The following is a 23,882-nucleotide window of genomic DNA, read 5'->3' on the forward strand; positions in this document are numbered from 1 at the left end:
AACCTTTATCAATTATCGCTCTAAGCTCGGATACTTCTTCTTGCAGTAATTTGACCCTGTACCTTTTCATCTTTTTTCTAAAGGTACTGAATTATTACGTTATTTTAAATTTTACTTAACACTAGGATGTTTCTTCCTGAATGATTTGCTTGTGTTTTTCGCCCCATACTTCCAATTGTTTTAAGATGGGTTTTAGTTCTAGTCCGATTTCCGTTAACTCATATTCTACCCTTGGCGGAACTTCGGCATAAACCGTTCTTTTTACCAATTGGTTGGCTTCTAACTTCCGTAACTGTAAGGTTAGCACCCGTTCCGTAATGTTGGGCAAGTGTTGTTTCAGCTCTCCGAAACGAAGTTTCCCATTGATCAAATAGCAACAAATCGCTAAAGTCCATTGCCCGCCAATGAGACTGACCGCATAAGTTTCCGGGCATTCGGCATTCAGGTTTTGCCTGTTTTCGTAATTCGTTGAGGTTTCTTTGATTTTACTCATACTTACATTTTTGTTAGTCCCTTACAATGGGTTGCGAATATACAGATGTATGCTTGTATTTATAATTTTACCATCCGTAAGATGGTTGCAACGCGGAGGTTAAGTGTCCCTTTCCTAACTTGATAACCAAAGGTTATTCGCCAGTGATAAGGAGCGCTCCTCTATCATGAAATCAACTTTCTTACTTTATTCAAAAAAAAACAAGCATTTATAAAAAAAACTAAAGAGATGAAAACGCTGGTAATGATCATTCATCCCAACCTTGAAAACTCACTGGTCAACAAACGCTGGATGGAGGAGTTGGAAAAATACCCGGACAAATATGTATTGCATGACTTGTACGGTGCATATCCCGATGAAATTATTGATATTGAAAGGGAGCAACAACTGGTAGAAGCGTTTGACAAGATTATCTTCCAGTTTCCTTTCTATTGGTTTAACTGTCCGCCACTTTTCAAAAAATGGTTGGATGAGGTATTAACCCATGGTTGGGCCTATGGAAAGGGCAGCGAATATAAACTGGCCGGGAAGAAAATTGCTTTAAGTATTTCGGTGGGAATTAACAAAGCGGATTATCACCCTTCGGGAAGGTATAAATATACGCTGGAGCAATTGACCGCTCCTTTTGAAATTACTTTTGAATACATCAGGGCTGATTACCAACCGTTTTATGCATTCTATGGTGTAGAGCACCATGCCTCTGCGGAACGGGTGGAAAAGAGCGCCAAAGCGTATATTTCCTTTCTGGAAGAATTCCGAATAAAGGTATAATGAGTCTTGTTGACAGGACGCTTTTACGGTGTCAGTCGGAATGTCTAATACTCTAAGGCTGAACAATGTTAAAGAGTGGTGGAGGGGAGCTTGTGCGGTATGCCGTTATTGGATTTGAGCTGAAATAACAGAATGGTTTTCCGTAGAAAGAGGTTGTGAGCAAAGTACCTTTGGTAAAGGTATAGGAAGTCCGGTGGTGATGACTGCCGGGCTTTTTATGATAATATAAATGTGTACTACTAAGCTGTGAAAGGTTGAGTTCGTTGGAGGAGTATTATTTTTTGATACTTTTCTGAATAAAATTGAAAAGCACTTTTACCTGGGAGTTGGACAGGTGTAGCTTTTTGAGCTTTTGAAAAGTGTCTTCATCTATAAATTCCCACTCTTTGATGATTTGTAATATTTCTTGGTGATCTATTCGAAGGCTACTGTTCAGGAAGAAGGTTTCGCCTGTGAAGAAGATTTTCTCCATTTTAAAATTACGATTTTCATCCAAGGAGCATCTGGCGATGGCAATATGGGTTTGGTCATTCCCAATGAAATGGCACTCTCGAAACCTCTTGTTTCTTACGGCCGTTCGCATCACCACCTCCTGGCTTAAAATTAAACCGGGTATCACATTGAGTGTTGGGAGAAAGCTTGCATCTGATTCGTTGTGAATAATATAGGCTTTCAAAAGTTTCACCTCGCCAATTACCTCTCTTAATAAAGTATTATCTTGCACCTTAGCATAGGTTTGCAAGGCTTTTTGATGATCCTGGGTTTCTGAGATAAATATATCGGTTTGGTTATATTTTTCTACGATTCGGATGGGGATAACAAGCATAGTACACTTGGGGTAATATTGTTAGATATAAGATAAACTTCTGTAGTTTTAAAATAATAAATTTCCAAATAAGAGGGTAGTTATACGAGGGGATTTATCCCGTTTTATTGTTATTCTGAATTCTCAAATTGGAATTATTATACAATCAAGTAACGTCTTAAACCCGGAGTTTATTAGTGAGCGGATCTGTGACTATTGAGTCGAGACCGGTTCGATGAATCTTTTTAGGATTGTGTTGAATCTATTTTACGAAATTTATGAAGAGCTTTGTTAATAAAATCAGTAGGTATAAACAGGTTAGGAGTTAAATGTTTTTGGGCTTTGTTACAGATCTGCGAGGAATATGATAATGAAGTTTGTTAACCAATGTTCCCTATAAGGCGCTCCCTGATATCTCTTAATTACCAGGAGGCTTCTTTTTAAAATGGGAAACAAAAGGAAGAGTGGTAACCTTGTTAAGGTCTGATCAAAGCAATGCTTCTTTGTTGTATTTGTTTCTGTATTCCAAGGGAGATATACCGGTGATTTTCCTAAAAACTTCACGAAAGGCTTTTACATCCGAATACCCTACTTCATACATGACTTCATTGATGGTTTTGCGACTGGTTTCAAAAGCCTTCTTTGCCGATTCAACTCTAACCCTTTGCGAATATTCTACCGGGGTATTTCCCGTAGCTTTGATAAATCTCCGGTCAAAAGTCCGTCTGCTTACCGAGAACATGGAAGACAACCGTTCCGCCGAAATCTTTTCATGCAGCTTGCTTTCAATATATGCCTGAGCTTTTTTCACCATTTCATCTCCGTGCATTTTCTGCCCTGTAAAAATGGTAAAGGTCGATTGGCTTTGCCGGTCCATTTCAATTTGAAAGACCTTGGAGCAAAAAATAGCAGTTTGCCTGTCATAATATTTCTCTATCAGGTAAATGATCAGATTCAGGAAAGAATAAGCGCCTCCGTTCGTGTAAATTCCACACTCATCCGTAATCAATTGATCCGTTTGCAGATGCACTTTGGGAAACATACTTCTGAATTGTTCTGCTACAGCCCAATGTGTGGAGCACCTTTTCCCCGTAAGTAGTCCCGTAGAAGCAAGGATAAATGCACCGGTACAGATACTCGCGATTTCCGCTCCGTCTTTATACTGTTTCCGCAGCCACCCAATCAGCGGTTCGTTTTCTTTTATCGCTTTTTGATAATGATGATTCAATGAAGGAATAATAATAAGATCCGTTTTCCTGATCGAAGAGATCTGTGTGTGTGGATTCACCGTCACCAGACCGTTATAGAATTCTACTCTGGGAGAAACACCAACCAACTGGATGTCGAACAATTCCCCTCTGCCACATTCTTTCCAATATTCATTGGCCCTGGTAAATAGTTTATACGCACCGATTATACTGCTGAGGTTGTTCTGTCCGTCCGGGACGATGATGCTAAGGTGTTTCATCTTTATAAAGTTAGGTATGTATCTGTAAAGATAAAGAGAGAATGGTGTCCAAATCAACCCCTTATAAAGTCTATTTTACACCCTCTTTCATTGGTTTATAGACAATACTTTTGCTATATACGTTTTACAAAAAACATAAAGACAATGACTACATCAGATTTTACCTCTACCTTGTTGGTAGATCAATCACCCGAAGAAGTATTCCATGCCATCAACAATGTACGTGGGTGGTGGTCTGAGGAAATTGCAGGAAGTACAGATAAACTCAGCGAAGAGTTTACCTATCATTACAAAGATGTACATTCATGCAAAATGAAGTTAGTAGAAGTCATTCCCGGCAAAAAAGTCGTTTGGCAGGTGATGGACAATTATTTTAAGTTTACCAAAGACCAAAGCGAATGGCAAGGCACCAACATCAGTTTTGAAATCATGAAAAAAGACGGGCAAACACAACTACACTTCACCCACCAAGGCTTGGTACCCGGGTTGGAATGCTTTGAAATTTGTTCGAATGCATGGGCCCGGTACATACAGCAAAGTTTACGGAGCTTGATCACTACAGGAGAAGGCCTGCCCAATACAAAAGAAGGCGAGATCAAAGTTTCTTAAAAAGAAGTCACTGGCAATTGAACACAATGCACTCTGATAAATCGATCGGAGTGCATTTTTTTCTTCTGTTGATTAAACAGTTGAAAAGTAAATGAACTGTAACCAGATTTATGAACGTATTCTATGGTATTCCACTATTATGTTTGTATGAGTGAGGAGTTATTCCTAAAATAAATTTATAGAATGGAGGGATGAAAAAAGGTGTTGAATATCTTAAAAAGGTTATGAAGTGAATTAACCTTTTTCTTTTGCTAAAAAATGTTTCAAAAATGCCTCCTCTGTGTTACTTTTTTCAACAATAGCTTTGGCTATTCTCTTCAAAAAGTGCCTTGATGAGCCGATTTTGATTCCATTTTCGGTCAAAAACTATACGTTTAATCCACTTCATTGTAAGGAGTTTAAATTAGAAGAAAGAGGTTATTTTTTTTAGTAATTATATAAAAAGAAATATATTGTCAGTCAAGTTAGAGAAACAAAATGAAAGAACAAATTAGCCTTTTCTTTGGAATTTTATTCGCATTTTCTTGTAATCACTTAAAACAAAATGATAAGAAGAATGATATTGAAAATCAATTGATTGTTAAGGAGGTGATAGAAGAAAATCAAAATATTTATAGATGTTTGTCAGAAGTACTATTTGACGATAGTACTTCGCTAGACGTTGTTTGCAACTTTTACACTCAAAGAAAAATAGATTCTATTTCTGTCCAAAAAAAGAGTGTTAGAGGAAGATATCTTCATTGTGGAAAAGGAAGAGTAAATATGCGGCTTTTTAACCTTCTAAAAACTTCCAATTTCAAAGAGTATAACGAATTGGAAAAAATACATACGGCACATAATATCATTATCAAATCAGATATTTTATACTTAAGTGGGAGAGAACATTTAAAATGTTTAGAAGAAAATGATAGTGTATTGATCAAATCCACTATTTATACCTTCCATCAACAGGGTCTGAAAACCAATTTAATGATAGTAGATGAATTGCTTAAAATAGAGTAATGACTTCACGAATACCTGAATATTCCCATCTCAATTCCCTTCAAATGGCTTCGTGTGATGTACTGTCAAGAGTTTGAAAGAAGGGGAGGGTATGTATTTGAGCAATCTTTGTGTATTGCAGTACCCAGGTTCAACAACGTAAAGCCCCGGTGCGTTTGTGTCCATTATTTGCCCTTCACCTGCGGCAAGAGGTTTTTAGAAAGCTTTTTAACTAAACAAGTGGATAAGCACCAGGTCCGGAAACAGTTGAAACAACTAAATTACGCTTTTATACGTAAGTATAATTATCCAAATGTTTACTACATTTGACCCTTTCTACGATCCAATCAACCTATTTTTACATTACAACTAACTACTCTAGTCAATTTTTTTCAACCAGTAACACCTTGAATGATATGAGTTTAACAGCAAAACTCTATGTTGAGGATAAGGAAATTAACATTCTTGACTTCAAATTCCGGTTTACCCGTTCGGTAGACGAACACGGCAAACCCATGGGCAAACCCAACGGGACAATCTTTGATATCACCTTTGAAACGACCTCGGATCAGAGTTTTTTTGCCTGGTCTGTGGGCATGGACATGGTGAAAAAAGTAAAGATTGTCGTTTCCCCGGTGACGCAGGACAGCAAAAGCCGGGTTTTCGAACTCTACGATGTGCATTGCGTCTTCTTTAAGAATAATTTCAACGGGGTGAATGGGGAACCCATGACCACCCAAATCAAACTCTCCCCGGCCATCCTCTACGATGGAGGGTATAAAATCCTGGAACACTACTGGAAGGAAACCGACCTGAGCGTTCAGGATACCCCGGTGACAACCATTGCCCCGGAGAAGGAGTTGGAGATTGTCAAAATGCATTACGAAGATCAAAACGGGGAGGAAATTTCAGAGCTCTTTTATGGAAATGTCACCTTGGTGATCCGGACCCGGAACGGCAGCAATAAAAAGCTGACAATCGACCTTGATGACAAGCACCACGATTTTATTTACCGTGGACAAAGCCTTGAAGACGACCTCCTCAAAGACATTGCCCTTGTAGGAGATGTCACGCGGGTGGATGTGGAAGTCGTACCCCCCTCAACACTAAAATAATCCGAACTACTTAACCTTACTATCCTTATGTTTAAAGTTTCTGAATCGGGTAACCCCGGAAATTTCATTCTTGTTAAACCGCTGCAACTTGCTCAGTCGCCTTATATCGTTTCCTTTTACCGCTCCCAAATACAAGCCAAAAATAGCCTCAACAGTGGAGAGTATGATACGGCTTATACCGGTACCTTTGGCTTTGATCGTTTTGACGCTAGCATTATGTCGAGCGGGCTTGTCAAGGAGTACACCAAGTTAAACGGCATAGAAACCCATAAACCTTCGGTCAAAAGTGAAAAGGACCATTCTTATTATTGTCCTTATTTGTCCCTTTGGCCACCCAATATCGCTGGAGTAAACAGCGCCAATATTTATATAGGGCTGGAAAAAAGCAATTACTTTGACAAGGGGAATGACAAAACCGAAGTGTTGGTGGACTTTGAAAGTGAGGACGGCCAGGTCATTACGGTCAATGGAAAAGCCAAAGCGTCCGTTAAACTGGTACTGGATGATAAACCTGGCAATTTACCTGCCCTAAAGCTTGAATGCATAGGCGAGTTTGAAAAGGAGTTGGCCATCACAGCAAAGGTTGGCAAGGTGGTGATCGGTAAACTGCTCCTTTACCCGAACAAAGTGCGTTACAAAGGGGTGATCCAGCCGGTATATGTGCGGTTAGGCAACGCCACCAGTGATCAGCTTACGGAGGTACCCACGGCTACGATTGCGGATATTGACGAGCAGGGCTTATTGACTTGTGCCAATCAACACGGACTGAACCAAGCCTTTATTCAGTGTGAGGTAGCGCAGAAGACTCATCAAATTACTTTTGATAGAGAAGAGCTAAGGATGTATCTAGATGTGAACAGTGAAGATAGTAAAATCTACCTGCACAAAAAGGATGGTTTACGGCAAGATTTCAACCAAAAGGTAAAGGATTTGTATAAAACAGTTGTAGCAGGCGGGGTTGTAGCAGAAGAAAGGGTTGCAAAAGACAGTGCTTTTCACAGTAGCGGGATACATCAAATCCTAAAAGACTTTGCAGAGAAACTTGAAAAGAAATTTGAGGTATTTAAAGATGTCACATACAACGCAAACAATCCAAATAGCAAGTATTCATTTAATGATACTTATAAAGGGTATCACAAAAAGGTTATGAACCGTTTTTGGACTCATAAGAGCGTTAACAACGGTAGAAGAGGCCTGTATGATAAATTTGAGCAAGCGGAGATGCGAATGGAACATGAACTTGCGCAACAAGGGATTGTCAACAATCAAGCAAAACATGGAGAGGTAGATAGCTTTAAAGAAAAGACACTGTATGTGTTTTATTTTCCGGATATTGAAGCAAGTTACCCCAAAACAACGACAACGGAACTTAAATATGGGGCAGTGCCCGGCTATACTCAAACAGGAAGAGGGATATCGTATATTTTTAAAAGTGGTTTTGGGTTGCCCGATGCCATTGTACATGAAATTGGTCATGGCTTAGGTTTACCCCATCCTTTTGAACACAACAAAAGTTTTGACAAAAGTATACGCAGCAAACAGCTCATTGATTCAGAGATAAGCATGTTCAATAATGATATAAGCTTTCATAAAAAGATGCAAAGTTTAGGTGAACAGACATTAAGTGATATTGAAAAGTGTAAACTTACCAGTTATCAGGAGTATCAACGGTATAAATACTTTGAAAATGCTTATAACAAAGTTGTGGCTGAATTAGATAAAGTAAAGAAGAATTCCTACGATGCATATGTTGATTTTAGAGAGTTGGTTGTAAAGATCAGGGAGCTTGCCGCAAAAGAGAATGGGAATATTCCTGTAGAGGTAGAGGATGTAACCACCACTTTGGAGGAGAAAAAGCAAGGAATAAAAGATGATATAGAGGCCAAAGATAAAAAAAATGAGAAATTAGAGAAAAACATAGAAGAACTTAAAGTAGAGAGGAAAACGGCACCGGATGGGAAGGCAATAGATACCTACCATCCACAAAGTGATACCATGGAAAACTTTATGGATTATGACTTTGATGACAGTGGTAAGAAAGATAAATTCAAGAGAAAAACTTTCTACAAATGGCAATGGGATAAAATAAGAGAGACAGGAAGTGGTAATAATTTATTAATCGAGCTAAAATGATGAAAAAATTATTTGTATTGCTTTGTATCGTACTTTGTTTTCATTCCTGTAAGACGGTTCCCAAAGGAAATATGGACAAAGTCTACTATGAATATAATGAAAAAGGTGTTCCGGAATATGCTGTGATGATCTACGACCCGAAAACAGATTATGTCACTTATATTACAGCCAATACTGTAAACAATGGAATTGTTTGGATGAAGGGTAGGAAATTTCGAAACGATCGTTTGATAGGCTATCAATACATGTCTTCTGTAGTCCTTATTAATGGCTTGTCTTTGGACATTTGTAGTCCGTCTACAGATAAAGGCTATGATTTGACTTATTTGATTGACGAAGAAAAAAATGGGGGGTCGGAAATCTATTTTGTAGGAGTCCTTCCCACAGATGACCGGTGCATCGTACCTCACAAAGCTGATTTTTTTCCCCGGAAGCTCAAACGAACTACAGGTATTGATTACAACCGGTTTTGGCCTCCCCATCACGATGTGATTAATGCGCTGAATGAAGATAAGTTTAGAGAAGCAAGGGTAATTTTGTTACAAAATGTCAGGGAAGAAGGCAAACGACAAGATGAAAAACAAAGAAGAATATTAGAAAGACTTAAACAGGAACAAGACTCTACAAAAAAGAAAGAGTAGTTCAAAAAGCCGGGTTTGTGGTGTAATTGCTGCAAATCCGGCTTTTTCTTATTTATGAGGTAAAGGATTGAGCCTTTCAGGCCTCAATCCTTTTTGGTTTGTAAATCTGCTTGTATCCTTCAGTCCAATGTTTAACACTATTTTCAGACTTCTAAGGTAAATATCGGTTATACATAAAGGTAAAATAAGAAAATCCATACATCCGCTTGGGACGCACTTTTCTTATAAATTTTCTGTTTTAATATTTGATTTATTATTCAAGAAAAATAAGTGAATTATGGTAGATGTTATTAAAGAAATAAAGTTGTATAATTCCATAGCGAAAGAGAAACGAAAAAAGTATACACTAACTGTAGAAGAATTAGAAGAAAATTTAGCTCTATCTAGAGGGAGTTTAAATGTTATAAATCAAAAAAAATTAAACTTTTCAGCTTTTGCGTTATGGATAGCTGTCGCAAGGTGTTGGACTTCTAAAGAGCTTACAGATCCTGAATTAGAACGTAAGTCAAATGGGTTTGCATTATTATATGGAGATATGTTAAGTGAAGAAAAATTTGCTCTGATAAGTTCTGGAATTGAGCCTGTAAGAGATTTTTCTAAAACTTCAGGTATAGGACAAATAGCTCAAGGAGTAAATTTTTTATTTGCCCAAGAAATTTTAAAATTTCCAATTGTTGTAGACTTTGAGAGCTTTATTAAAAATAAAAACTCACACGCAGAGATAACTGGACCGAGACCTGATTTTATATTACACAAGGATAACACTGTAGAAAATAATATAGCCCTTCTTGAATCTAAAGGGCAGTATAATCCTCCTCTGACATCATCTACAAAAATTGTACTTAAAAAGGCCCTCAAACAGTGTGAAAATGGGCGATTAATAATCTCTAATAACTTACCAATGTATAATATAAGTAAAACTTTTGGAACCGCTGTGATATTTTATAATGAACAAAGTTCGGAATCTAGTAAAATTCAATATGTTGACCCTGAGTATCCAAATGAAAACAGCACAAATAATCTTGATTTGATTCGATATCACTATGCTTCTTGGTTTTTTATAATGAAGAATTTTGTCATTTATAAAAAGTTGATAAACAATGAATTTTTGGTTGAGTCAGATATAAAGAAAGCTAGAAAGAAAAAAATATTTGGTCAGCCATTTTATCTCTTTAAATATAATGCCGAAGAGCGATTTGAAGGATACGGTTTTGATTATGGGTTAAGGGTTGAAGTTGTTGATGTTTTGATGGGAAAAAAACAAAAATTTAATGAAATTCAATTTGATATAAATATCAAAGATACTCAAAAAAACAATTTTGAATATTTTAAAGATGGAACAATAATTTATTTTGGAAGTGAAAAAATGGGGAAGACTTACATATAATAAATGGGTTAAATTTTTTTATATACTCCTACCAATCCTGGTTGGACAAACTATTGTTTATCACCATTCCCAGACTTCTCAAGTAAATATCCGTCATTTCCAAGGAGTGATGCCTTAATTGGGTTTGCAGGGTTTTAATATCAATTCCGGCCCGGTAGGCATTGACCACGCCTGTATGCTTCCAGGAGTACAGGGTAATCACTCCGTCAAACAAACCTAACTTGCGCAAGACGGCAATATGCTTGTCGGTAACCCTTACCCGTCTGAGTTGGGTTTTGCCCGGTTGCATATTATTGGCCCCGAAGATGTAATAGTCGGCCGGAATTTCGTCTATCTTCATTTGCTCCAGGATTTTTTGAAAGCCTTTGTTGATGGCCACCGTTTCCTGTTTGCCATTTTTGGAGACGTCCGGATACACGATGATATGTCCCTCTTTAAGGTTGACATGACCGGCTTTTAAACGGGTGATCTCCGTAGGCCTCAGAAAACCGTAATAGATAAACCGGGTAAAGAAATACAAAGAGGGTTCGTGTTGTAACAAGTGCTCTTCAATGGCTGTTTTCTGTTCTTCGGAAAAGGCCTGGTTTTTTGAAGGCTTGTGCTTCCTTCGCTTGATGGAAGCCAAAGGGTTCTTCTCGATCACCTCCCGGCTGATCAAGACATTGAAAAAGGTCTTGAGAATGGTCAAACGGTTGTTAAACGTACTGTTGGAGACTTCCCGGTCAATGATGAGTTCATCAAAGTAGTCGTAGTACAGTTTCAAAGGCACGTCTTCAATTTTTTTGCCGGCTACCTCATTGTCCTTTAGAAAAGCGATAAAGTCCTTAAACACGCTTTTATAGCTTTTTACCGACTCAGCCCTGGCGTTGACGGTTTTGAGTTTAAAAGCGAGTTCAAGGGCTTCTTGGATACTTTGTGTTTGCTTGTTGCTTTTCTTGCGGATCTTGGGCGCGTTGAATACCGCCCCTTTCTCCAGTTGGCTGTTGGTGTACTGGATCAACTTTTTGGCATAGGCCTTTCGCTCTTTAGCGGTTTTGTATTTTGCGGGGATATAAACCCATTTGCGTTTGAGTTTATCAAGTTTGGCATCCCATGCATAAAATTCCACGTACCACCTCTTTTTGAGGTCTCCGTTTCGATCCACCAAACGGGCGGGTTTATAGTCAAAGTGCAATTGTTCGTCCGGCATCGTTAAACCAAGTTCTTTAATGATTTTTGTGTCAAAACCTGTGTCAATCGAGGGTATAAAGCAAGATAACCCACTGAAAATCAGTGGGTTATCTACCAAATGGTCGGGATGACAGGAATGACTGAAAAAACGAGGGAATGGCTTGATACACAGAGGGAAAGGATTTTGTAGCAGCGGTTAACGCTTGTAGCAATGCGATTTGTAGCGGTACAGAGGGCTTTTGTTCCTCGGAGGTTACGACTTCTTTTGACCTTCATTTCGTCCATATTGTACGTTGTTTAGAAAAGTGAAACTTAATTGATCAAAGCACCGGGGTAACCGGTACTTTGATCAAAAAGAAAAGGTCTTTCAATGTCAGTTGTTATGTTGAACTTTTTGAAGAAGGTGCTGGATCACAAGATCCTGTTGATGTATTTTCTTTACGAAGAAATTTACCTGTTCACTGAGCTTTAAAACAGTCTGAAAAAGTACTTCGTTTTGAGCTTTTAGCTCTTGAATCTGTTCCAGGTGTAAATCAGTTAGCAGTAATGTGATGATTTTTTGAATGGTTCAAAGCGACCACATTGTCACCATGAACCTCTTGTGATTTGTTGATATTCATTTGAAAATTAGATAATTATGTTGGTATATGAGTTAAAATGCATTATTGGGGAATAATAAAGTATTTTGAATTATAGTCCTTTGAGTTTTAATAATTGGTCTTTGCACTCCAGCAATTGTTTGTACAGTTCCCGGTTCTCTTTTCGCAGTTCTTCTAATTCCAATTTCTCAGAATCCTTAAGTGTTTTGTCCTGGTCAGGACCTGTAATTTGGTTTCCCTGGCTGTGGTTCATGGCCACGACTCCATCCCCTTTGACTACCTGGCTTTGGTCACGGCTACCGGCTTGTGTTTCTTCAAAAAAGGCGGTGATAGGCATTTCTAAAGCGGCCGAAAGCTTCTCCAGCCATTTAGTTTCCACACTTTCTTTAGAAATTATATAATATAAGGTTGATTGCTTAATTCCAGACTTTATAGCAACCTGTGGTACTTCTAATCCTTTTTCAGTAATCTTAGCCTTAATGTTCTTTCCTACATTCATGAAAATCAATATTTTATAAAATTGATTACAAAATACTCTATCAATATATTGGAATATTGTATCAGTATTTATATAATTGCATTGAAGTCAAACGCAAATTAATGTATAATAATGCAAAGATTTTGAAAATGACTTCAAGAAATGGGGACCTCCCTAATTTATTGTTCTAAACCTACGTAAAAAAGCTATGAAAAAACAGCAACGCCAAGGCAAACCGGCCTTGAAAGCGGACCGGAATTCCTGTGTCAAATCCAAATCCCGGCCCAGCAACACCAATGACTTTGAATTGGCCCGGAGAATTCATTATTGCCTGTCCGCCCCCAGCAAAGCCAAGTTGCAAAACACAGTGCTTTCCCAGTGTGCCCGGAGACAGCACCCGGTGGCCCAACGGACGTATTACAATACCATCAGCGGTACGACCACGAATCCCTGGGTATTGATCGAATTGATGCGGGCTTTGCATTTAAACATCGAACAGTTGACCGACCCGGATTTTTACTTTGACGATCCTTTTAAAGGAATGCAGCGAAACGCCTTGGAATCCGAAATAGAAGAAAAACTAAGACTATGCACGCTTTAACCCCTATTGCAATGGATTTGGAAAAGCTGAAAGTGGCCCTGCACAAGGGGGAGACTTCTAAAACCTTGGCCTTGGCGGCCGACTTGCAAAGCCGCTTTACGCAACTGGAAACGGACCTGAGTTCCAAACTCTGCTCTTACTCCCAGATCATCCAGCGGCAACAAATGATGCTGGAGCTGTTGCAGGAACAAAACAAGGATTTACTCCGCTTGCTGGCCAAGCGCAAGTAAGCCGCTCTTATTCAACCCTTAATTTTAACCTTTCAAACGTATGGCAGAATCAAACCCTCTGCAATCGCATAAGCGAAAAGCAGACATGCAGGCTTTTGCCGAAATTTTCCGGGAAAAGCCCTACTGGGAGCAGTACAAGCCGAAACAGCGGATTGCCCTGGTACTTTCCTTTGTGTGCAACGCCTTGAGCATTGCTGCGGCCTTTACCTTTCCCTTTCTCCAGCTGGCCGAACTGTTGCCTTATGTAGCCGAGGAAACGGCTTATTTCCTCAGCGGATTGATTACCCTGTGTCTTTTGGTGCTTCTGGAACTGGGCCTACGGCTGGAGTTGCGCTATTTCTTTGTAGGCGCCTTGAAAAGCAACTGGCAGAAGATCAACCCGTTTAGCCTCCTCTGGGTGGCTTTGCTCTTTTCCCTGTCGGTCTTCAGCAGTATGAAAGGCGCGGAATTGTTTGTCTTACATACCGATACCCAGCAGGCGGCCCTGCTCAACGGCTTTCAAGAGGATACCGTCCAAATCAACCGAGGTTTTCTCCAACGGATTGCCGAAGAGGAAAAAGCCCTGGCCGCCTACAAGGCTTCGGTGTCCTGGAAGGGCAAGATCAACATGTACAATCCCATCACCCGGCAGGTGATTGCCGGGCATACTTCGGAGATCGCCCGGCTCAAAGCCGACTGGCGGGACGGGTTGCAACATGCGCAGGGCCGTTATGAACAGAAATCCGCGGAGCAAAAGCAGTTTACCCATACGGCGGCCCGGGTGATGATGGGTGTCAGCCTTTCGGTGGTGAGCCTGTTTTTGTTGAGTATGTGGTATATCTACTACTTTGCCCACCGCTCGGTGCTGGAGGAACAAAGCCCGCAGGAGGCCTCCCGTCCGGTGCCGGTCACGGTCCCTTACGAACCGGAGCGGGAACGCCCCCAAATCGGTTTTCAAATCCCGGTAGTCAAAAAGAAGGACGCGAACGAGACGGCAGAAAGGGACGCGGAGACGGATAAAACGGATGGGGAAAAGCCGCGTGTAACGGAAGAAGAACGGGGCTACGACAGCCGTAGGCAAGGTTTTGAGATCATCTGCGACCATTGTGGCAAGACCGCGCTCAAGCAAAGACCCAACGCTCATTTCTGTTCGGACGCCTGCCGGATGGAGTACTGGAAACATAAAAACAAGAAAAAACAATGAATGAGAAAGTCAACCAATACGTACCGGGGGAAGAGGTGGTTGTTTCTACGGCAATGGGCGTTTTGCCCGCCCGGGTGCTCACCTACGAGGTGCATTACCCGACCACCCATCCCCAGGCCTTTTACAAACTCCGTCTCCTGCAAAATGGCCTGGAGCTGTGGAACGTTCCGGAAAACTGCCTGTTTCCTTCCCTGGGCCACTTTATGGCCGCTTATGATATTCACTACATGAACCTGTAATCCCTATGTACTATCGCACCATTACCCAAATCGAAGAGACGGTGTTGGGCTGTTGTATCCAGGTGGTGGGGAGCGTGGAGCTGGCCCAAACCGTCGTCAACACGAACACCTTTTTACAGCCCGAAAACCGGGCGTTATGGCACTGCCTGCAAGAGATGCACAAAAAGCGCCAACCCATTGATATTCTCACGGTCATCCACCGGCTGGAAGGGCTTTTAAACAGCCAAAAGCAGCCCTTGAAAGCGTATTTCAAGATAGAGGAGCGCTACCGGCAGTTCCGGGAGCAGTACGCGGCCCAGGTGGCGCGGAAAGTGGATAGGGTGGTAGACCAGGCCAACTTGCAGTACTACTGTTTTGTGCTGGTGGAGGCGGCCTTGAGGCGGCAACTCTTTGCCGTCCTCAGCCGTCACGACAAAGGGGAGGACCGCAAAAAAATGCTGGACCTGATCTCCGATACCACCACGGATGTGATTACCCTGCTCAATGCCTTGTTGGACTACAACGAAAAAGACTATGCCCTGTACGAGGATTTATTGAAGGTCCAGGAACAGTTTGACAAGAAAGTACAAAAGATCCAGGTGAGCCGGCGGTACCGGCTCCTGGCTTTGATCCAGGGTTTGCAGGAAACCCGGGGCCTGGTGGAGAAGCAGAACCTCCGCCTGGCGGCCCAGCTAGACAAAACCATTGACGAACTCCGAAACCACGCCAAACGCTATGCCCTCCTTTGATGAGTTTTTTGAAGAATACAACGAACAGGAAGTAAACCTGGAAGCCTACACGGTAGAGGAAGACAAGAAGCAAAACCCGTTCAACAGCTCCTTCCCGGTGAATGTGTTTCCGGAGACGGTGCGGAACATCCTTTTGCACTATGTGGAGTACCGCAAGGAGATTCCGGACATGCTGGGCTCGGCCATCTTAGGGGCGGTTTCGGCAGCGGTAGGGAAGACCTATAAGGCGAAGACGGACCGCTCCCCGGTGATCCTGGCTTTGTGGCAATGCCTGATCGATGAATCCGGACAAGGGAAGTCTTCGGCGATGAATTTTGCCTACAAGCCTATCCACAAGCGCAATATGCGGGCTTATAACGAGTACCTGAAGGAAAAGGAAAAGCTGGAGGAGGAACAGATGAAAAACAAGTTCGATATGCTTGCCGCCAGCAAGACGCGGGACAGTAACGAAATGGAGCAGCTGAAGAACGAAAACTTCGAACTGGAGAAGCGCTTACAGAAGCTCAAAAGGCGTACCTATATCATTGACGATATTACCTTTGAGACGCTGGGCAAGGCAATGGATTCCAACGAGCGGGGGATCTGTCTGTTTACCGATGAGCTGGTGACCTGGTTTGCCGGCTTTGGCTCCTACAACAAGAACGGAGGGGCGAAGGAAGAGGCGGCCTGGTTAAAAATCTATGACGGGGCCCCTGTGAACATCGAGCGGCAGAACAAAAGCTATTACAACCCCACACCTTTTGTGCCCATCAAAGGGGCGATGGTGCCCAACTCCCTGCACGAACTGGCAAGAGGCAATAGAAAAAACTCGGGTTTTATCTACCGGATGCTGTTTTGCTTTCCCCCCGGAGATAGGCCCTTTGTTCCGGACCGGGAAAAGGAGCCCTTACAACGGGAGTTTGTAGAGGCCTATGAAAACCTGATTGAACGGCTGTATGCCTTGGAGTTCGACAAGGACGAGGAGGGCAACCCGGAAAGTCATGTGTTGGCTTTTGACAAGCGGGCAATGGAGATTTACTACGAATGGGACGACAAGAAGGTAGACTTTATCAACAGCTTGCGGGACCCGCAGAAAAGCTCCTTTTACAAGTCGGTACACAGTAGAATGAAGATGCATTATATCCGCCTGGCAGGGGTGATGGAATGCCTGAGAGCGGCTTGTCACGAATCCAGCCTGGAGTATGTGACCTATCCGTCCTCGTATGCGGCTGCACAGCTCTGTGAGTACTACGAAGAGCAGATTTTAAAGGTGTTTAACTTTATTAATTCGTCACCTTATAAAGACCAATCCGGACACTTCCGGGTGAACTGGCGAAAGGTATTTGGCGGGAAAAACCAACTGGAAGCCCGGGAAATCAAACAGACCTTAAAACGGGAGTACAAGATGAGCGAGCGTTCGGCGGCCAATTACCTGACCAATGCCCGGAAAACGGGTGTTTTGCGCTACGGAGGCCGGATAGACCGTAAAAGCGTGTATATCTTAAACCAATAAGATATTTTCCTTTAGTGATAAAAAAAGAGCTTACAAAAAGCCCTGGGACATCGTTTCCGGGGCTTTTTGCTGTTTAGTCTTAGTTCTCCTTAAAGGGGGAGAGAGCTTTTTAAGGCCTGTAGAATCATATAGAGAATCACTTCTAAGAGAATAGAAAGGGGTTAAAACATAGTAAAGTACAAAAAAGGGGCTGTGATTTTTCTATAGGCTCCCTTTTCTTCCTATTCACTCTTAACTTTTATAAAAATACTACTTGCATTTTTGCATTTTTGCACACTTCGTTACAACTGGTTTTAAATCAAGGAGATACAAGTGTGAAGTGTGCAATTGGCGATTTGCATTTTGCACACTTGCCCGGCAAGTATGCAAAATCAGTTTGCATACTACAAAATCGCTAAGTTGTTGATAATCAACAAAAAGTAAAACGTAGTATGCAAGGGCTTTGCATTTTACTTGCATATTACAAGGTGTTGAAATACAGTTCTTTATGATAGTTATACTGGCGAAGTGTGCAAAGTATGCAAAAATGCAAGTAGTGTTTGGGAAGAGTGGTGTTTTGAGGATATTTTGGAGAAATGGCAGAGGGTAGGAGGATTCTTGGAAAAGTTTAATGTTTTTTAATCATAAAAAACAATGTGTGTTTATATAAAATTTCAAATTATATATTTATGCTGTATTTTTATAGCAAATAAAAATTAAAAATAATGTATTTGTTTGCTATTGAAGGGTTTATATGAAATATTTAAAATATTAATTGTGATAATGTATAAGGTTGATAATACCTTAAAGTCAGGAAGTAATAAATCAAAATTATTTGATCAGATAAACCGGACTAACAGTAATGTCAACCTGTTTAAAAATACTATATTAAATGGCTGATGTACACAAACCAGTGACAAGAAGTTACAACATGAGCCGGATAAAAGGGAAAGACACAAAGCCTGAAATGTTGGTCAGAAAGTTTTTATTTTCTGAAGGGTTCAGATACCGGTTGCATGATAAAAAATTGCCTGGAAAACCGGATTTGGTGTTTCCCAAATACAAAACCGTGGTATTTATCCATGGTTGTTTTTGGCATGGCCATGAGGGATGCAAGTATTTTGTTGTACCCAAAACAAGAACAGAATGGTGGATTGATAAAATCAATAAAAATAAACAGAGAGATCTCGTAAATATCGACTTACTGTTTAAGGAAGGATGGAAGGTAATTATTGTATGGGAATGTGAGCTAAAACCTGAAAAGAGAGAAAGAACCCTTCAATCCCTTGTGCGCAAACTAACTAAATAAATAAGACCAGAATTAAATGAGTGAATTGAAATATATAGATCTATTTGCAGGAGCGGGAGGCCTCTCTGAAGGGTTTATCAGAGCTGGTTTCAAACCTGTTGCACATGTTGAAATTGACAATGCCGCCTGCTATACGCTCAGAACCCGTGCAGTTTATCATTATCTGAAATCCATTAACAAATATGACCTTTATATAGCTTATCTGAAAGGAGATATATCAAGAAAGGAACTGTATTCCTCTGTACCGTCTGAAGTATTGGATACAATAATCAATTTGCCGATTGGGGCAGAACATTACTCTGAAATCAATAAAATAATTGAAGAACAACTGAGAGTAAGGAAAGTTGATTTGATAATTGGAGGGCCTCCTTGTCAGGCCTACTCATTGGTAGGAAGGGCAAGGTCTAAAACAAGTATGTCAGATGACCCGAGGAATTACCTTTATATACCTTATGCCGAGTTTCTTGGAAAATACGAACCTAAAATGTTTGTATTTGAAAACGTTGTCGGACTGAAATCAGCTGGTAACGGGATTTATCTGGAAGATATGAGAAAGCTCTTTCTGACAAAAGGGTACTTTCTCAAGCTATTTATTGTAGAAGCCAATAACTTCGGAGTGTTACAAAACAGGAAACGGATTATAATTATTGGCTGGAGAAAAGAATTGTCATTGGATATCCCTGATCTTGAATCAATCAAAATCAACACGGATTATAAGGTGAGGCACTTGTTTGAGGATTTGCCTGGAATTCAGGCAGGAGAGGGAAAAGACAAGTTTTTAACATATAAGTCTGACACCAACAGTTATTTGGAACAAAGCTTAATCCGTAATGGAATTGATGTATTGACTCAGCATGTTGCCCGGCCTCATACAGACCAGGACAAAGAGATTTACAGGATTGCTTTGAAAAAGTGGAATAAAAAACGAGAGCGTCTGAATTATAATGATTTGCCGGATCGTCTGAAAACTCATAAAAACAGAGATTCATTCTATGACAGATTTAAGGTAGTAGCTCCGGATGAGCCTTATTCTCAAACTGTAGTTGCCCATATAGCCAAAGACGGACACTATTATATTCATCCTGATATCAGTCAGAACAGGTCGATAACAGTTCGTGAAGCTGCCAGACTGCAATCCTTTCCGGACGATTATTATTTTGAAGGTATTAGGGAAGGCATTAACAGAACTCCAGGCTTCAGGCAAATTGGAAATGCTGTCCCGCCATTGATGGCTTTTGAAATAGCTAAAAAATTAAGATCTCTTTTATGAGTAAACAAAACGTAACATATAAAATCAGGCCTGCAGCTAGACTCATCCATACCATTGGAAGTGATTTGATTGGTGACTCATATGCTGCCTTAGTTGAACTGGTGAAGAATGCTTATGATGCTGATGCTGATCAGGTAAATATTAATTTCAATTACAAAAAAGTAAATAATGAAGATGCTTTAATAATTACAGTCGTAGATGATGGGCATGGAATGAATTTCGAGACAGTAGTAAATAAATGGCTTGTTCCAGCCACCAATGACAAACTTAAACGTAAAGTAAGTCCATATAAGAAGCGGTTTTTTCAGGGGAGAAAAGGTATTGGAAGGTTTGCTGCATCAATTTTGGGACAAGAAATGACCTTGTTATCTGTTGATAAAACTGGAGAAAAGTCAACTGCTGTAATCGACTGGAGGGTTTTTAAAACAGATGATTTTTTGGAGAATATTGAGCTTTTACTTGAAAAACAGAAAACAGATAAACCTTCCGGGACAACTATTGAGATTATTGCTAAAGATGAACCTGAAGAAAGTAAAATATCAGTATGGGATAAGACCTCTATAGAAAAGTTGATAAATGAGTTAAGGAAATTAATATCTCCATTTAAAGATTTTGAAAAAGATATATTCAAGATTAACCTGTCGTTTAATAATTGTCCAATTGAGCAATTTAATGACAGGGAATTTGACATTGAAACCTATGAGATCATTAAGTTCTATGATTATCGAATCAGTGGTAGTATAAACAGCCAAGGAAATGCAAATCTGATATTTGAGAATAATGTACTTTCTGATTCCAAACAATCCGAAAAAATTGTTACCCATTATAATTTAGAGAATGGAAGGAAATATTGTGGAGATATAGATATTGATCTTAGAGTTTTTGACCGAGAACCAGAAGCTATTGATAACCTCATTAACAAAGGGTTGATTGATCCCGTCTCCGAGGAATATGCTGGAAAAAATGAGGCAAAAAGGTTGTTAAATGAGGCATACGGAGTAAATATATATAAAAACCAGTTCAGAATTCGTCCTTATGGCAATGGCGGAGTTGATTGGCTCGATTTGGATAAGGAAAGGATCCAAAATCCAACTTTAAGAATAAGCAATAATCAAATTGTTGGTTTTATTACTATACAGCCAGAAGAACTTTCAAGACTTGAAGAAAAGAGTGCACGGGATGGATTGAAAGAAAATGAATATTATTTTGGCCTGAAGGAATTAGCACAGAAAGCTCTTAAAGAGCTAGAATTAAGAAGATTCACTTTTAGAATGAAAAGTTTGAAAAGCAGAGGTAGAAATACTTTACAAAATAATATTTCCGACCTTTTCAGTTTTTCAGATTTATCCAAAAATATTGAAGCCAAACTCGAACAGTTTAAGGTTGGGCAAGAGAATATTGACCAGATAAAGTCAATCTTAAAGACAGAGGAACAGGTAAAAGCTGGACTTCTGAAAGACATTCAAAAAACAATCTCTATTTATCAAGGTCAAGCCACACTAGGGAAAATCGTTACCATCATTTTACATGAGGGGCGCAAGCCAATTCATTTTTTCAATACAGAAGCTAAGGTCATAGAAAGGTATATAAGGTATTATAAAAAAACCAAAGAGGAAAAATCGCTTGAAGAATTAGATGAAAGCATTGACGGCTTCAGACGGAATAGCAAGTTGATTTCTGACTTATTTAAAAGAGTTAATCCTTTGGCCAATCAACGACGATCAAATAAAAAGAATTTCAACATCTGTGAAATCATTTCTAATGCTTGGCAGATTTTTAAAAAATCAGCAAAAGATACTGGCATTGAATTTATTCTTGATTGTGATGAACAATTAATAATTTTTGGATGGGAAGAAGATCTTTTTACTTGTATTACAAATTTAATAGAAAACAGCATTTACTGGCTAACCCTAACTAATCAAGAGTCGAAAACGATAACTATAAAAGTTTCAGATTCCGATAAATCCATTAAAATTAATTTTAAAGACAATGGTCCGGGCTTAACAGATGATGAAATTGAATCAGATGTGATTTTTGAACCTGGGTACACCAAAAAACACAGTGGAACAGGCTTAGGTCTGGCTATAGCCGGTGAGGCTGTTGGACGGCTGAATGGAAAACTTACAGCCAGAAAGTCAGAGACGGGGGCTTACTTTCAAATAGAAATTGATAAAATATGAAAGAGTTAAAATTGCTGATTGTTGAGGATGATCCTGAACAAAAAAAGAGTTATGAAAGAAGCATTAATGCTTATAATCTTGATAGTAATGTAAAAATCAATCCTACCTTCGAAGCTGATAAGGAATCGGCCTTAAAATCTTTGGAAAATGTGGAATCATCTTTTGATGCAGCTATTGTTGATTTAAAACTTGATGAAAATGGCAAGGCTGATCAAAATTATTCTGGAAATGAAGTATTGAAAAAGATCAAAGGAAACTTAAGATTCCCAGTATTTGTCATAACCGGAACCCCTCAGCATATTGATGATGATTTAAAAGAAGAAAGTAGTTTATTTAAAATAAGAACAAGAGGTGAAGACGATAATTACTTGGAGCAACTGGTTAATATTTATAATACAGGAGTTACGAATATTTTAGGTAAAAAAGGAGAAATTGAAAAGTATCTTAATGATATTTTCTGGAAGCATCTTTCCAATTCTGTGGACGTTTGGGTCAACGATACCAGTCGAAATCCATTACAAAAAGAAAAATCATTATTGAGATACACTCTCTTACATATCCAGGAATATTTAGAGTTGACAGAGGAGTACAATTTTGAGAGTTACCACCCTGCTGAAACATATATTACTCCACCTGTTAAACCTAATATTTTTACTGGCGATATTGTTAAAGAGAACTCCTCTAATAAAAAATTTATTGTTTTAACCCCGTCATGCGATTTGGCTCAACAAAAAGCTAAAGACATTCTACTTGTTCTGATTGAAGAAAATACACAAGGTATAATCTCCGAAAAGAAGAACATAATCAAAAAGAACAAGGCTAGACCAGAAGTCATAAATGAAGCCAAAAACACATTAGAAAAACTCTTACAAAACAGCTATTCAAATAAATATCATTTTCTCCCCAAATATAATTCTATAGAAGGAGGGCTTATCAACTTTCAAAAGGTCAAATCAATTAAAAGAGGAGATTTTGAGTCTGATTTCTCAAGAATTGCTTCTTTAAATAGTCAATTTACAAAGGACGTGGTGGCCAGGTTCTCTTACTACTATTCAAGGCAAGGATCTCCAGACTTCAAAACAGAGGAACTTAAAAATATGTTGTTTTAGTAGGGGCGTATTGCTAAGTCATTGTGGTTAACTCACAAACCAAAACTTGTCAAAAAGCACAACTTACCGTTAAGAATAGTCTATTATTAAAGAAACCCCAGCCTCCCCGGCCGGGGTTATTTGTTTTTATTCCCATCCGTCCGGCTCCCCGTAATGCTCTACAAACTGTTTCATCTCTTTGGGGCTGATCCGTCTGGGGTTGTCAATGCCAATCGCCTTTAAATACCTCCGGATGGTGGAATAGCTGACCCCGTACATATCGGCCATTTCTTTTCTAGTGATCATGCTCATTTTTTTACAGGATTTTTTGGTTTTTTAATCGGTGTAAAGATAGCTAAAAATACGCATTTTTCATTGAAAATCAGTGAGTTTGACTAGGTTTGTTCAATGCAAAATCCACCCGTCTTATACTTGCCTTATCCAATTGACAAACGTATGAATGTATTCTTAATCACCGGGGGGATTTTGCTGGCGGGCCTGGTGGCCGGCGATGCCCTGAAGACCAAATACACGGCCGGAAAGATCGACATCGGCTTTGCCGGGATCGACTGGCCGCGGATCAGCAAGGGCAAGGTGTACTTTGAGCCGGCCTTTCGGTTTTCCAATTACTCCACCCACAGCTTACAGTTAAGCCATCTGGTTATCTCCTTATACGTCAAAGACGGGCAGGGGGTATGGAAACTGATCGTGAAGTCTCCCCCTGCGGGGTCTACCTACCGGATCTTGCCCCGGGATAGCAGCGTAGAGCGCTTTCCGTTACAGGCCTCCTTGCTCTCTTTAGGGCTGAACTTCTTTGCCTTTTTGTCCTCCATGGAGATCAAGGTAGACGTTCAGGGCGAGGCCAACGGCTATCCTTTCTCGGAGAGCTTTACCAAGCAGTTGGGCAAAACGCAAACCGTCAACGGGATTTAG

General features: G+C 39.9%; 24 protein-coding genes. 18 read left to right on the forward strand and 6 right to left on the reverse strand.

The window, feature by feature from the left end; translation table 11 throughout:
* Window positions 1–121 precede the first annotated feature (121 nt).
* The gene (locus AAG747_RS07730) at window positions 122–493 is read right to left on the reverse strand and encodes a winged helix-turn-helix transcriptional regulator (RefSeq protein WP_346820581.1); all 372 of its coding nucleotides are present in this window, start codon (window positions 491–493) and stop codon (window positions 122–124) included.
* Between the two features lie 228 nt (window positions 494–721).
* On the opposite strand from AAG747_RS07730, the gene AAG747_RS07735 reads away from it, so the two are divergent.
* The gene (locus AAG747_RS07735) at window positions 722–1,264 is read left to right on the forward strand and encodes an NAD(P)H-dependent oxidoreductase (protein WP_346820582.1); all 543 of its coding nucleotides are present in this window, start codon (window positions 722–724) and stop codon (window positions 1,262–1,264) included.
* A gap of 274 nt (window positions 1,265–1,538) precedes the next feature.
* Here AAG747_RS07735 and AAG747_RS07740 read toward each other — a convergent pair whose 3' ends face one another.
* Together AAG747_RS07740 and AAG747_RS07745 are read right to left on the reverse strand one after the other, a co-directional pair.
* Window positions 1,539–2,090 (reverse strand): hypothetical protein, encoded by a 552-nt coding sequence (locus tag AAG747_RS07740; protein WP_346820583.1) that lies wholly within the window; start codon window positions 2,088–2,090, stop codon window positions 1,539–1,541.
* 466 nt (window positions 2,091–2,556) lie between these two features.
* The gene (locus AAG747_RS07745) at window positions 2,557–3,537 is read right to left on the reverse strand and encodes a GlxA family transcriptional regulator (RefSeq protein WP_346820584.1); all 981 of its coding nucleotides are present in this window, start codon (window positions 3,535–3,537) and stop codon (window positions 2,557–2,559) included.
* 144 nt (window positions 3,538–3,681) lie between these two features.
* Here AAG747_RS07745 and AAG747_RS07750 point away from each other — a divergent pair, with 144 nt between their 5' ends.
* The 6 genes from AAG747_RS07750 (at window position 3,682) to AAG747_RS07775 (ending at window position 10,403) form a co-directional block, all read left to right on the forward strand.
* Window positions 3,682–4,146, forward strand: a complete 465-nt coding sequence (locus AAG747_RS07750; protein ID WP_346820585.1) for an SRPBCC family protein — start codon at window positions 3,682–3,684, stop codon at window positions 4,144–4,146.
* A 477-nt stretch (window positions 4,147–4,623) separates the two neighbouring features.
* On the forward strand, window positions 4,624–5,148 hold the full coding sequence (locus tag AAG747_RS07755; RefSeq protein WP_346820586.1) for a hypothetical protein: 525 nt from the start codon (window positions 4,624–4,626) through the stop codon (window positions 5,146–5,148).
* A gap of 395 nt (window positions 5,149–5,543) precedes the next feature.
* Window positions 5,544–6,242, forward strand: a complete 699-nt coding sequence (gene tssD, locus AAG747_RS07760) for a type VI secretion system tube protein TssD (protein ID WP_346820587.1) — start codon at window positions 5,544–5,546, stop codon at window positions 6,240–6,242.
* 27 nt (window positions 6,243–6,269) lie between these two features.
* Complete coding sequence (locus tag AAG747_RS07765) at window positions 6,270–8,375, forward strand: hypothetical protein (protein ID WP_346820588.1); 2,106 nt, start codon at window positions 6,270–6,272, stop codon at window positions 8,373–8,375.
* The gene (locus AAG747_RS07770; protein WP_346820589.1) at window positions 8,372–9,016 is read left to right on the forward strand and encodes a hypothetical protein; all 645 of its coding nucleotides are present in this window, start codon (window positions 8,372–8,374) and stop codon (window positions 9,014–9,016) included. Before AAG747_RS07765 ends, AAG747_RS07770 begins: the two co-directional genes overlap by 4 nt.
* A gap of 277 nt (window positions 9,017–9,293) precedes the next feature.
* Window positions 9,294–10,403 carry a hypothetical protein gene (locus AAG747_RS07775; RefSeq protein ID WP_346820590.1) on the forward strand — a complete coding sequence of 370 codons (1,110 nt, stop codon included), beginning with the start codon at window positions 9,294–9,296 and terminating at the stop codon, window positions 10,401–10,403.
* 28 nt (window positions 10,404–10,431) lie between these two features.
* Here AAG747_RS07775 and AAG747_RS07780 read toward each other — a convergent pair whose 3' ends face one another.
* Window positions 10,432–11,592: a tyrosine-type recombinase/integrase gene (locus tag AAG747_RS07780; RefSeq protein WP_346820591.1), complete on the reverse strand. Its 1,161-nt coding sequence runs from the start codon at window positions 11,590–11,592 to the stop codon at window positions 10,432–10,434.
* Between the two features lie 671 nt (window positions 11,593–12,263).
* A complete protein-coding gene (locus AAG747_RS07785; protein WP_346820592.1) occupies window positions 12,264–12,551 on the reverse strand; it encodes a hypothetical protein in 288 nt (95 codons plus the stop codon).
* A gap of 307 nt (window positions 12,552–12,858) precedes the next feature.
* Between AAG747_RS07785 and AAG747_RS07790 the strand changes: the two genes are divergently transcribed.
* The 10 genes from AAG747_RS07790 to AAG747_RS07835 all read left to right on the forward strand — a co-directional run bounded on the left by AAG747_RS07790 (window position 12,859) and on the right by AAG747_RS07835 (window position 22,970).
* Window positions 12,859–13,251, forward strand: a complete 393-nt coding sequence (locus AAG747_RS07790; RefSeq protein ID WP_346820593.1) for a hypothetical protein — start codon at window positions 12,859–12,861, stop codon at window positions 13,249–13,251.
* Window positions 13,239–13,481, forward strand: coding sequence for a hypothetical protein (locus AAG747_RS07795; RefSeq protein WP_346820594.1), 243 nt, complete (start codon window positions 13,239–13,241; stop codon window positions 13,479–13,481). Before AAG747_RS07790 ends, AAG747_RS07795 begins: the two co-directional genes overlap by 13 nt.
* Before the next feature lie 40 nt (window positions 13,482–13,521).
* Window positions 13,522–14,664, forward strand: a complete 1,143-nt coding sequence (locus AAG747_RS07800) for a zinc finger MYND domain-containing protein (protein ID WP_346820595.1) — start codon at window positions 13,522–13,524, stop codon at window positions 14,662–14,664.
* A complete protein-coding gene (locus AAG747_RS07805) occupies window positions 14,661–14,903 on the forward strand; it encodes a hypothetical protein (protein ID WP_346820596.1) in 243 nt (80 codons plus the stop codon). The genes AAG747_RS07800 and AAG747_RS07805 overlap by 4 nt, the downstream gene beginning before the upstream one ends.
* Window positions 14,904–14,908: 5 nt before the next feature.
* The gene (locus AAG747_RS07810; RefSeq protein ID WP_346820597.1) at window positions 14,909–15,631 is read left to right on the forward strand and encodes a DnaB-like helicase N-terminal domain-containing protein; all 723 of its coding nucleotides are present in this window, start codon (window positions 14,909–14,911) and stop codon (window positions 15,629–15,631) included.
* Window positions 15,588–17,123, forward strand: a complete 1,536-nt coding sequence (locus AAG747_RS07815) for a DUF3987 domain-containing protein (RefSeq protein ID WP_346820598.1) — start codon at window positions 15,588–15,590, stop codon at window positions 17,121–17,123. Before AAG747_RS07810 ends, AAG747_RS07815 begins: the two co-directional genes overlap by 44 nt.
* A gap of 871 nt (window positions 17,124–17,994) precedes the next feature.
* On the forward strand, window positions 17,995–18,411 hold the full coding sequence (locus AAG747_RS07820) for a very short patch repair endonuclease (protein WP_346820599.1): 417 nt from the start codon (window positions 17,995–17,997) through the stop codon (window positions 18,409–18,411).
* A 16-nt stretch (window positions 18,412–18,427) separates the two neighbouring features.
* On the forward strand, window positions 18,428–19,681 hold the full coding sequence (locus AAG747_RS07825; protein WP_346820600.1) for a DNA cytosine methyltransferase: 1,254 nt from the start codon (window positions 18,428–18,430) through the stop codon (window positions 19,679–19,681).
* Entirely contained in the window at window positions 19,678–21,861 is a 2,184-nt protein-coding gene (locus tag AAG747_RS07830; protein WP_346820601.1) for a sensor histidine kinase, read from the forward strand. Before AAG747_RS07825 ends, AAG747_RS07830 begins: the two co-directional genes overlap by 4 nt.
* The gene (locus AAG747_RS07835; RefSeq protein WP_346820602.1) at window positions 21,858–22,970 is read left to right on the forward strand and encodes a hypothetical protein; all 1,113 of its coding nucleotides are present in this window, start codon (window positions 21,858–21,860) and stop codon (window positions 22,968–22,970) included. Before AAG747_RS07830 ends, AAG747_RS07835 begins: the two co-directional genes overlap by 4 nt.
* A 126-nt stretch (window positions 22,971–23,096) precedes the next feature.
* On the opposite strand, the gene AAG747_RS07840 is transcribed toward AAG747_RS07835, so the two are convergent.
* A complete protein-coding gene (locus AAG747_RS07840; RefSeq protein WP_346820603.1) occupies window positions 23,097–23,261 on the reverse strand; it encodes a helix-turn-helix domain-containing protein in 165 nt (54 codons plus the stop codon).
* A 96-nt stretch (window positions 23,262–23,357) separates the two neighbouring features.
* Here AAG747_RS07840 and AAG747_RS07845 point away from each other — a divergent pair, with 96 nt between their 5' ends.
* On the forward strand, window positions 23,358–23,882 hold the full coding sequence (locus tag AAG747_RS07845; protein ID WP_346820604.1) for a hypothetical protein: 525 nt from the start codon (window positions 23,358–23,360) through the stop codon (window positions 23,880–23,882).

This window comes from Rapidithrix thailandica (assembly GCF_039710355.1).
Taxonomy (GTDB): domain Bacteria; phylum Bacteroidota; class Bacteroidia; order Cytophagales; family Flammeovirgaceae; genus Rapidithrix; species Rapidithrix thailandica.